Source organism: Limosilactobacillus alvi, from assembly GCF_016900115.1.
GTDB classification, from domain to species: Bacteria; Bacillota; Bacilli; order Lactobacillales; family Lactobacillaceae; genus Limosilactobacillus; species Limosilactobacillus alvi.
The window spans coordinates 1-232 of the sequence record NZ_JACJJQ010000139.1; the positions used below are offsets into that span (position 1 = coordinate 1).

Below are 232 nucleotides of genomic sequence, written 5' to 3' on the forward strand. Positions count from 1 at the left end.
GTGCATTTCGGGAAGTGGTGGTTCTGAAATAATCGAGTCTTGTTATTCTGTGACCTTACCTGTCGATGTTACTCCGAAGAAAACTATGAATGTCGATCTAAGGCAAGTTGCGGAAAATGAAAACTTAACTTTTTGTAGTTTGTCATTCTCTCCTTCGGAGAAAGATGAAGGGTTTGTTCACTTATACCTGCTGGATATTAGTATACTTCAAGACGACGGTGCGGCAATTGAG

At 40.5% G+C, this 232-nt stretch carries 1 protein-coding gene; it reads left to right on the top strand.

The window, feature by feature from the left end:
* Positions 1-232 (top strand): hypothetical protein (locus tag H5993_RS09390; protein WP_204777130.1); only part of this gene is annotated, 232 nt, incomplete at both ends.